Source organism: bacterium (assembly GCA_008933615.1).
GTDB lineage: Bacteria > CLD3 > CLD3 > SB21 > SB21 > SB21.
Genome location: WBUR01000064.1, coordinates 1 through 10,588, shown reverse-complemented (window position 1 = coordinate 10,588; position 10,588 = coordinate 1). Strand labels below are relative to the sequence as shown.

At 42.9% G+C, this 10,588-nt stretch carries 11 protein-coding genes; 5 read left to right on the top strand and 6 right to left on the bottom strand.

Features of this window, described 5'->3' with window-relative positions:
* From F9K33_15990 to F9K33_15970, 5 genes are all read left to right on the top strand, one after another.
* Positions 1-635 (top strand): bifunctional 5,10-methylene-tetrahydrofolate dehydrogenase/5,10-methylene-tetrahydrofolate cyclohydrolase (locus tag F9K33_15990; GenBank protein ID KAB2877648.1); only part of this gene is annotated, 635 nt, incomplete at its 5' end.
* A 64-nt stretch (positions 636-699) separates the two neighbouring features.
* Positions 700-1,113 (top strand): methylmalonyl-CoA epimerase, encoded by a 414-nt coding sequence (mce, locus tag F9K33_15985; protein KAB2877647.1) that lies wholly within the window; start codon positions 700-702, stop codon positions 1,111-1,113.
* A complete protein-coding gene (locus tag F9K33_15980) occupies positions 1,114-1,944 on the top strand; it encodes a 5'-methylthioadenosine/S-adenosylhomocysteine nucleosidase (GenBank protein ID KAB2877646.1) in 831 nt (276 codons plus the stop codon).
* On the top strand, positions 1,907-2,923 hold the full coding sequence (locus F9K33_15975; GenBank protein ID KAB2877645.1) for a hypothetical protein: 1,017 nt from the start codon (positions 1,907-1,909) through the stop codon (positions 2,921-2,923). Before F9K33_15980 ends, F9K33_15975 begins: the two co-directional genes overlap by 38 nt.
* Positions 2,920-3,630: an SDR family oxidoreductase gene (locus F9K33_15970; protein ID KAB2877644.1), complete on the top strand. Its 711-nt coding sequence runs from the start codon at positions 2,920-2,922 to the stop codon at positions 3,628-3,630. Before F9K33_15975 ends, F9K33_15970 begins: the two co-directional genes overlap by 4 nt.
* 53 nt (positions 3,631-3,683) lie before the next feature.
* Here F9K33_15970 and F9K33_15965 read toward each other — a convergent pair whose 3' ends face one another.
* The 6 genes from F9K33_15965 to F9K33_15940 all read right to left on the bottom strand — a co-directional run.
* Positions 3,684-4,334 (bottom strand): fatty acid hydroxylase, encoded by a 651-nt coding sequence (locus F9K33_15965; GenBank protein KAB2877650.1) that lies wholly within the window; start codon positions 4,332-4,334, stop codon positions 3,684-3,686.
* A gap of 113 nt (positions 4,335-4,447) precedes the next feature.
* On the bottom strand, positions 4,448-5,311 hold the full coding sequence (locus F9K33_15960) for a sterol desaturase family protein (protein ID KAB2877643.1): 864 nt from the start codon (positions 5,309-5,311) through the stop codon (positions 4,448-4,450).
* Position 5,312: 1 nt separating this feature from the next.
* Positions 5,313-6,845, bottom strand: a complete 1,533-nt coding sequence (locus tag F9K33_15955) for a serine hydrolase (protein ID KAB2877642.1) — start codon at positions 6,843-6,845, stop codon at positions 5,313-5,315.
* 31 nt (positions 6,846-6,876) lie between these two features.
* A complete protein-coding gene (locus tag F9K33_15950; GenBank protein KAB2877649.1) occupies positions 6,877-8,085 on the bottom strand; it encodes a peptide MFS transporter in 1,209 nt (402 codons plus the stop codon).
* A 250-nt stretch (positions 8,086-8,335) separates the two neighbouring features.
* Positions 8,336-9,421, bottom strand: coding sequence for an acyl-CoA desaturase (locus F9K33_15945; GenBank protein ID KAB2877641.1), 1,086 nt, complete (start codon positions 9,419-9,421; stop codon positions 8,336-8,338).
* Between the two features lie 326 nt (positions 9,422-9,747).
* Positions 9,748-10,588 (bottom strand): PQQ-like beta-propeller repeat protein (locus F9K33_15940; protein ID KAB2877640.1); only part of this gene is annotated, 841 nt, incomplete at its 5' end.

Sequence of the window (10,588 nt, the reverse complement as noted above, 5' to 3'; positions counted from 1 at the left end):
AACTTAATAATGACGCTGCCGTTTCAGGAATTTTAATTCAATTGCCGTTGCCAAAGCAGATCAATGAAAGCTCTGTTATCAATTCCATCGCTCCTGAAAAAGACGTTGATTGTTTTCATCCTGTTAACGTCGGTAAACTTTCAATCGGGGAACCGGTATTTCTTCCCTGCACACCTGCAGGGGTTCAAGAACTATTAGTGCGCTCAGGAATTGATCCGGCCGGAAAACACACCGTTATTGTCGGACGAAGCAATATCGTCGGTAAGCCCCTTGCAAATATGTTGATTCAAAAGGCGAAGGGGGCGAATTCGACCGTAACGGTTTGCCACACGGGAACGCCGGACATGACGTATTTTATAAAGCAGGCGGATATTGTCGTTGCCGCGGCGGGTAAGGCACAAATGATCACAGGAGATATGATCAAAAAGGGCGCTGTCGTCATTGATGTTGGGATTAATAGGATAGAAGACAAAAATACTAAATCCGGAACACGATTAGTAGGCGATGTACATTTTGAATCCGCTAAAGAGGCGGCCTCGGCCATTACGCCTGTTCCTGGCGGCGTTGGCCCGATGACCATTATCATGCTGATGAAAAACACACTACAGGCAGCAAAGAATTTACAGAAAAAATAAAAACTTATTCGAGTAAAGATAAAATTAATGGTTTCGGGTTATTTTTTAACGGAGTGTGAAAGGTATGTCATTAAATAAAATCGATCACGTCGGCATAGCTGTAACGGACCTTGATAAAAGTATTGAATTGTACAAAGCAATGGGATTCGAATTTCAAGGGACGGAGGTAGTAGAAGATCAAAAAGTAAAAACTGCATTTTTTAAAATAGGGGAATCCATGATTGAACTGCTGGCCGCAACCGATCCTGCAAGTCCTATTGCGAAATTTATCGAGAAGAACGGCAATAGGGGCGGTATTGCACACATGGCCATTCATGTTTCCGATGTTCAGTCTACATTATCAGAACTCAAACAAAAAGGATTCCAGTTAATCGACGAGGTGGCAAAGGACGGCGCCCACGGGACAAAGATCGCCTTTGTTCATCCCAAATCAACAGGCGGAGTCTTACTGGAACTGTGCGAGAAGAAGGAACATTAAGTGATATTTGTAGTAACCGCGCTGCATTGCGAAGCGAAACCCATCATTGACAAATTTAAACTCAAGAAAAACTCAGTCTATTCGAAATTGGACTTGTTTGAGAACGATGAAATAAGACTGATGGTCAGCGGCATCGGTAAAATTCGGTCCGCCGTTGCAACCACCATGTTATTATCGCAGAGTAAACTGTCATCAAATTCAGTCGTTGTTAATATCGGTTGCTGTGGCTCGGTGTGCCAAGATATTATGATCGGCGAAATGGTCTTTATTAACAAAATTACGGATCGTGCCCATGGGCGCGATTATTATCCTGATCCGATCTTGCGGCACGGATTGAAGGAAGCTGCGATGGTGACGTATGATGTGCCTGTTGAAAAAAATCAAATCGATCATCCTCATGCCGACCTTGTTGATATGGAGGCATCGGGTTTTTTTCAGGCCGCAAACATGTTTGTCGATCTTCATCGAATTTATTGCCTCAAGATAGTGTCGGATTTTCTTGAATTGTCGCAGCTCTCAAAAGAATTTATTAGCGGTTTAATTGAAAATAAAATGGATGTCATTGAACATATCTTTTCAATGTTTCCGAGACTACATGAAAAAGAAACACGACTATTCCAAGCCCAAGAGATTGAGTTATTACGCCGGGTAGGCGGCATCTTAAAATTAACAGAATCGCAGAAGTATCAATTCGTTGAATTAGCCCGGTCGGCCAAAGTTAGAAATCGAAACGTGATGGAAAAACTATCGGAATTTTCCGCATGGGAAATTAAGTCAAAAAGTGAGAATAAAGATGCCTTCGAACGAGTCCGGAAAATCCTTAGTCAATAATCATTTCTCACATATTTATATAGAGAAACAAGCGCTGGAGTATCCCGATACTAAGCGGCTTGTCCATAAATACCCTAACGCGGTTCGCGTGCTGATCCGGGATTACAAAGATGTCTTTAACCGGCCGCATCAGAGATTTCAATTTCAGAAACGATCAATGAATCTGATTCTGGCCCTTAAAAAAGACAACTTTTTGTACAGCGGCTCGGATCAGGCGCCGGATTTTGGCCATCGCCATTTTTATTATAACTCGCTTATCATGAACTGTTTTTATAACTGTGATTATTGCTACCTCCAGGGCATGTATCCGTCAGCAAATATCGTAGTATTTGTGAATAACGATGATTTTATAGCTGAAACCAAGAGACAGCTTGCAGCTCATCCTATGTATTTATGCATATCATACGATACGGATTTGCTGGCTTTTGAAAAAGTGGTTCCATTCTGTTCGCGTTGGATCGAGTTTGCTAAAGATCAATCAAATTTAAAAATTGAACTTCGGACTAAGAGTTCCAATTATAAAGCTATTGCGCATCTCAAGCCCTCATCAAATGTGATATTGGCATGGACCGTATCGCCACAAGAGATTATCGAAAAGTACGAAAAGGAAACGCCTTCATTAAAACGCAGATTAGAAGCTATTGGCTCAGCGATAAAGGATGGCTGGAATGTGAGGCTTTGTTTTGATCCTCTGCTGAGGGTTGACCGTTGGCAAAGTATGTATGCAGCGTGCATTGATCAAACTTTTCGATTGATTCCGGCCGATAAATTGCACGACATCAGCGTTGGAGTATTTCGCATGAATTCGGATTACTTGTCAAGAATAACCAAACAGCGAACAAATTCTGATATTTTGTATTATCCTTTTGAAAAAACGGATGGAACGGTGAGTTATCCCCAGATGGAGCGAGAGGAGATGACTCAATTCATGTTGGCAAAGCTTGGGCAGTATAATAGGAAAGAAAAAATATTTGTATGAAAACTGCTATTGTGACTGGAGCGTCTTCGGGCATAGGGCTTGAAGCGGCTAAAAAATTGATTTTAATGAATTACAGGGTGTATGGTTTGGCCAGGTCCTTTTCCAAAACAAAGTGGGAAAACAAATCGTTCGTTAAACTTGTTTGCGACATTGCTGAAATAAAGCAACTTAAAAACTGCGTTGCGCAGATAGTGAGTGAAGCCGCATCTGTGGATATTCTGCTGAATAACGCCGGCGTGGGCTATTTTGGGCCTCATGAGGAAATCAAAACTGAGCATATTGAAGAAATGGTCAAAACCAATTTACTTGCCCCATTGATCCTTACGCGCTTACTTCTGCGCGAACTGAAGAAATCGGAAGGATACATAATTAATATTGCTTCGATCACCGCGCTTAAGGCGAGTGTTTTTGGCGGCGCGTATGCAGCTACTAAGGCAGGCGTGAGGCATTTTGGAATTTCGCTCTTTGATGAGGTTAGAAAAAGCGGAGTTAAGGTGGTCACCGTTAATCCTGATATTGTCCAAACACCTTTCTATGATCACCTTAATTTCAAAGAGCACGATGATCCGGAGAGTTATATAACGCCTGAGAGCATTGCCGATGCTATTGAAACGATTTTACGGCAGCGCGAGGGGACCATTTTATCTGAAATCACCATTCGTCCTCAGAAACATCTCATCGAAAAGAAGAAACAAAAAAAACCATAACGAACTTACGGTTATGGTTTCCGTGCTGTGTCAACGGAGTGAATTTTCCGCATCTACCGCGGTTCTATAATCGCATTCTTCTGCTTTTTCTCACGAATATAAGCCGGTACCGTATTAAACACAAAATCCCATAAAGGGTTACTTACGCCATAGGCCGCCTCGTCATCCTCAAAATGATGCCGTATGTGATAATCTTTCAGCCATTTAGCAATTCCGCTGCGCATGGGAAAATGGTGTGTTGCGTAGTGAATGGAATCATACGCGACGTATCCAAATATAAATCCGCTAAATAAAGCGTTGGCATATATGTCGAAGATACCGTAGAAAACAAAATAGAACAAGACAGCTAACGGGATACTCACGGGCACCGGCATCACCAGGCGTGTGCTATCGCGCGGGTAATCATGATGGATGCCGTGAATGAGGAAATGAATTTGTTTACCCAATTCGCTTTTTGGATGATAATGGAACGCCCAGCGGTGAATGGCGTATTCTGTAAACGTCCAGACAAATAGTCCTAGAACAAAAAACAGTATTAAGCTGATCCAGGAAAGCGTGACGAAGCCCAGGTAAAAAGTAAACGCGATGGCGGGCGTAAAGGTAACCACGGGCGTGATTGGATGAATATGAGAAAAATATTCCAGTACCGGATTCTTAAACAGCGGTATCGTTTCATCTTTGTTGGAAACAAATTTCGCAGGCATATCTGTAACTTTCATATCTCATGTTGATATATTGTCGGTCAATAAGGCGAAATATAATCAATTTTTTATACTTTCAAAGATTTTTTTACTTCACCGGTGGATCGAAAGACCCCCTATTTTACGAACGGGTAAAGTTCTTGTTTTATGAATGTGGACGGAAATGATTCAACGTTATCAAATCCAAGGGCTTCGTCTCTGCCGTCCTTTGGTATCCACGACGTTTTGAAGAGGTAATCCCAGATGCTGAGAGTTAATCCGAAATTCACTCCGTTGGGATCAGGGATTGTTTTTGCATGGTGCCAAATATGCATTTGCGGATTGTTGAAAATATATTTTAACGGTCCCAGTGGAATAGAGATATTTGAATGATTAAAATGGCCTACCGATATGGCGAAAATATGAACGATATAGAAATCCTGAATACCGAAACCGATCATTCCCAGCGGTATATACTCAAGGGTCCGGTAAACTACCGTCTCCATCCAATGATACCGCAGGTGAGCTGCAAAACCCATTTGCTCCACCGAGTGATGCACTTTGTGAAATTCCCATAGAAATGAAGATCGATGCAGGAGACGGTGAATATTCCAGTGTATAAAATCACGGAGCAGAAACAGCGTCAGCCATTGCCCCCACACCGGGAATGACTGGATCTGAATGGCGACCAGGTTGTGAATACCGAACAAAGAAAGGAAATCATTAAAAGCTTTTGAAAATACATTGGAGACGGCATAATAACCGATGAGAGAAAAAATAAAGAAATTAAAAAACATGTAAAAGCCGTCGAGCCAGAAATCTTTTCTGATCTTTGGTTGGTTCTTTCTCCATGGCATTAGGAGTTCCAAGGAATAGAAAAATAGTGAAATCCCAATTAATGCGTAGAAGAAATTATGCAATTCAGGCTGTGTGACCGCATCGGATAAATAGTTCCAATAATCCACAAAGGATTGAAAAAAAAGGGAGATGTAAGCGTCCATATTATTTCGAGCCGGGTAAGCGTTTAAGTTCCAACTCCGTAAAATCAAAATCCGGATTCGGAATATCTACTTTCATTTCCGTAACCTTACCGTCGGCATCCAAAATAAAATTAACCATACCCTTGGGCAGGTTAGGGTCGCGCAATTCGATCTCAAATGTATTGTAATGCCAATGTCTCATGTCACCGACAAACGAAGCCGTTGGCAGGAATCGTGCAAGTAAATTTCCATTTTCTAAATCAACTTTGACATTGCCGTACATCGGGCCGCCATAAAGACCGGTATATTGCTCAAGAGGCAGCGACGGCTTCGTGTTTTTGGCACGCTCGTCTTGCTTTTTCATATCAGCGGCTAGTTGTTTTGTTTTGTACTCTTTAACGATTTTTAATCGTTCTCCGCACCAGTCACGATCCTTACCTCCCAGATAGAGATCCAATATTTTATACTGGAGAGCGGACGACAATCCCGATATGCTGTTCGTTAGAATAACAAATCCGATATTATCTTCCGGAACCAAACATATTTTTGAGATCATTCCATCCATACCTCCGCCGTGATCGAGAATTTTCTTTCCCTGATAATCGAAAGCAAACCATCCTAAAGCCGCAGATGAAAAATGACGTGACGGGATGTTTTTCATTGAAGCTTCGGAAACAGGGATAATCGTATGCGGCGTCCAAATTTCGTGTTTTGTCGGGCTGCTTATCAATGATTTACCGGAATCACTGCTGAGCCACATTTTCATCCATTTTGAAAGATCGGATACGTTGGAGTTGATCGCGGCGGCGGATCCGCAGTTGTCGACATTACGGTAAGGAATGGTAATCAATTTACCATTATACTCCGTGTGCGGCGTGGCTATGTTGGTGAATGAGGATGTCACGCTGGTGTTCGTTTCATTCATTCCGAGCGGGTTGAAAATTCTTTCCTTGACGAATTCATCCCAAGTCTTCCCGGTAATGTTCAGGAGAACTTCTCCGGCAGTAATGAACATGATATTTTGATAACCGTAGGCCGAACGAAAACTATATTTCGGTTTAAGAAAACGGATTCGCTCGATCACTTCCTTACGTGAATAGTTAGTGCCGTACCAAATAAGATCGCCGCCGAACGTCACAAGGCCGCTTCGGTGGCATAACAGATCGCGCACGGTCATTTCACGCGTTGCGTAAGGATCGTAAAGCTGAAAGTACGGAACAAAATTCGTTACCTTATCGTTCCACTTGAGTTTTCCTTCCTCGACGAGCATGCCCAAGGAAGCGCTCGTAAATGCCTTTGAAAGTGATGCGATGGCAAATAAGGTGTGTGTATCCACCGGCTCGTTCCTGCCAATCGTCTTTACACCGTAGCCCTTTGCAAAGACCACGGAATCGTCTTTGACAATGGCGATGGCCAGTCCGGGCACATCCCAGTCTTTCAGTGCCTTTTCGATATACCGGTCTAACGATTTAAGGTCGGGTGATTTTTTTTGGCTTTGGAGAGGTGAAAAACATACAAGGCTCAGAATGAGAAAAACATTGAATAGGTTCTTCATACGCGCGAACTCCTGTTTTATTCAGGACAATTTACGCTTTTGTAGAACTCTTTGAAACAATTTTTTCATAAATAAATAATGCGACTGCGGCTAATAATCCGATAACAGCAAAATAGTACCAAATATAATTAGCGTCGACATAAGCGGTAGACATTTTATCGGGCGTCAAAGTGTGCGGGTCAGGACAATAGATGGTGAGCAAATAACCGGAGAGTCCGAAACCTAAAATAGACGCCAGAAAGGAATGCAGGTGGCCGAATCCTAAATATAAACCTTCCTCTCCTTTCGGAGCCTGAAGAGAAAAAAATTCAAAATACCTCGGGGAAATAAAACTTTCCGCTAATGCCTGCACAACAATACCTGCAATGAGCATTATGGTTACGGGATGCGCGGAAAAACTTCCGATCAACGGAACCGAGTTGCCGTAAATAGAATACAAAATCGGACTGGATGCCATAAGCAGGGCAGATATCGGCATGAGGAGCATTCCTACGTTCATCGAAACAATGGCCTTAACGTTTTTCATCCAATGGGTAATAATCAGTACCGACGTCATGACAACCAGCGGGTTGACATTGGATATCCATTCAGGCGAGGCGTGATTGCCAACCGTTCGTAATACGTACTTCGGCATGGTGGCGTACATCTGCTGCTGAATGATCCAGAAACCCGTTACGATGACAATAAGCATAAGCAGGCGCACGTTGGTTACGACTTTCAGGAAAGAACGCCAAACTTCGGACATCGTTTTTGTCGATTCCTCCACTTTGAAATTTTTGTAAAAAAAGAAAACGACGATAAGCGCTACAAAACACAGTACGGCGGAGAAATAATTGATTGATTCTAATCCTAAATTGATCCTTAAGGGATAGGCGATCGTCTTACCGGAAAAAGAACCGATATTGACCATGGCGTAGAATATGGAATACGCGCGCGCGCGGTTGTTCGTGTCGGTGGTCTGGGCAACGGTGCCGGTAATGATAGCCTTTATAAAAGAAGCGCCAAACATGAGAATGATAATCGAAGGGATCACGGTTGTTTTATAAGGTAAGGCGCCGAGAGAAAAATAGCCTACGGATAATAAACTGAATGCAAGAAGTATCGATTTTCTAAATCCTATTTTGTCTGCAATGGCGCCGGTAAAGGGCGGCAGGAAGAAAGTTCCGGCAGAAAAAAAGCCGCTGATCCAGGCGGCATCTATATCGTCAAATCCGACAATATCGGACAGGTAGAGTGTCATGGCAATAAAAACGCCGTAATAGGCCGCGCGTTCAAAAAGTTCGACTGTATTAGCTGTCCAGAATGTACCTGGAAATTTCCATGAGAGTTTAGTGGTCACTTTGAATCCGGTTCAATTTTGTAAATCGAGAACTTCTTAATTAATTACACTACCGTTGTACCGAGAGTAAATGGGGTTATTTACAAAAAAAGCCACACCACCTGCTGGTGTGACTTTAAATATTTGTACTTCAAAACGGATAAAAACCAATTTATGCGGCAAGCGCTTCGCCTTTTCCTAATTTTTTTAACGTACGCAAGTGAGAAGCTACTGCGCCGAAAAACGTACGGTTTTGAATGTAAGGCACTTTAAACTCCTCTGCGGTTTGTTCCACGATCTTCGATATTTCAGGATAGTGCACGTGACAAATACCGTGAAAAAGATGGTGCTCAATCTGAAAATTTAATCCTCCGATGTACCATGACAGGAACTTATTATTCCTTGCAAAATTTGCAGTCGTATACATCTGATGAACCGCCCATGCATTTTCAATATTCCCGTTTTTGTCGGGCGCAGGCTGGTGAGTGCCTTCTACCACATGCGCCAATTGGAAAATTAGCGACAGAATAAATCCGGTAGTGAACTGCATGACCATGAATCCGATAAGTATTTGCCACCACGGAAGGTCCATCACGATAAGAGGGATGGCGAGCATATAACCGAAGTACAATATTTTTGTCCCAAGAATAATTGAAAACTCTTTTGTCATACTGGTTTTCTTATCTGTTTGAACTCCTTTGCGGTGATAGCGGAAAAGCTGGATAAAGTCTTTCGCCACGAACCAATTTACCGTGAGCAATGCATAAAATAAAAAAGCGTACGTGTATTGAAATCGCTGGGTTATACGTACCGGCGCATGTTCCGAAAACCTAAGAAAAAGGTTGCTCTGCAGATCTTCGTCCATATCAGGAATATTGGTGTACGTATGATGAAGGATATTATGCTGGAGCTTCCAGGTATGAGCGTTGCCGCCAACGATATTAATGGTATACCCAAAAATTTTATTGATAAAAGCATGACGCGAGTAGGCGCCGTGATTGGCATCATGCATTACGCTCATGCCGATGCCGGCGGTTCCTGCGCCCATGAGCACGGTAAACAAAAGCATGAGCCAAACGGGTACCGTCTCAGAAACAACCAGCGTATAAGGGATATACAGCATGCATAGCATTACAATGGTTTTAATAACCATGGTAGCATTGGCATATTTACTGATATTGTGCGCGACAAAATACTCATCCACACGTTTTCTAAGTACGGAGAAAAACTCCGAATGGGAAGTGTTCAAAAATTTCATGTAACCTTCAATGTTGATTGGAAATGAGAATCTTGATCATAGTAAAGAAAAAAGCTCTCTTGAGCAACTAAAATTTTGTGTTTTATAAAACACACAAGTTGGCGTGCAGTTCAACGTAAATGAAGGTCGCCTTCGATATCGTCCGCGTTCAATGTGAACTTCGGAGCTCGGTAGCAGGGGCATTTACGCAGGATCTTTTTTATGAAATCTCTCATGGTTCAGACGTTTGTTTGTTGTCAGCATATCATCAGTTCTTGTGCCGTCATGCTTTTTTTCAATATACAATTCCTTAACTTTATTTCAAATGAAGATTAATTCTATATTTATCACGGCCGTTTCAGGCAATAAAGATAGCCATCGGCAGATGTAAGGTAGATCGCATCGCCGGTAACGGACGGGGTCGAAAAGATCGCCCCCAAATTGTAATACATCTGAAGCACATTATCTCCCGTTCCGAGTATGGTGCCGATATCGTCACGGTATGAATCATCTTCTTTGAAATAGAGTTTACGGTTCGCTTCATATCCTTCTACACTGAATGTCCATTTGACCGTGCCCGTTTTCAGATCGATCCCCAGGAGTTTGCCCATCAGCGTTCCAAAATAGCCCATGGCGCTGCTGCGGGCAAGTCCGCCGAAAATGTTGAATTTGGCATCGGATTTCCATAAGACATTGCCGGTTCTTGTGTCCAAGGCAAGAAGTTCGCGATCATCGGATGTGCCGAGATAAATGACAGAATCGTTTGGCGTTACAGGCAGGGCCCATCCGCGGGGAAATGTTTTCATCCAGCGGCAATAACCCCCGTTAACATCGATCGCATAAAAATTGAAATCGCGTGTTCCTGCAAAGACAATATTGCCGGCCGCAACCGGATTACCCATGACCTCGCCTTTTGGAAAGTAAAGCTGGCCCGTCGATTTGAATTTCCATATGAGCTGGCCCGTTTGATTGTTCAGCGCATAAAGATGGCCGTCAAACGAACCTATAAATAATTTCTCCCTTTGCAGGAAGGGTACAGTATGGACAACGCCGCCCGTTTCGAAGCTCCAAAGGAATTCGCCCGTCGCGCTTTTTACCGCATACACTTGTCCGTCGCCGGAACCGAAATAGATGACCCCGTTATATAAAACAGGCGAAGAATGGTAATAATCGGCCCAATCGTTGGTT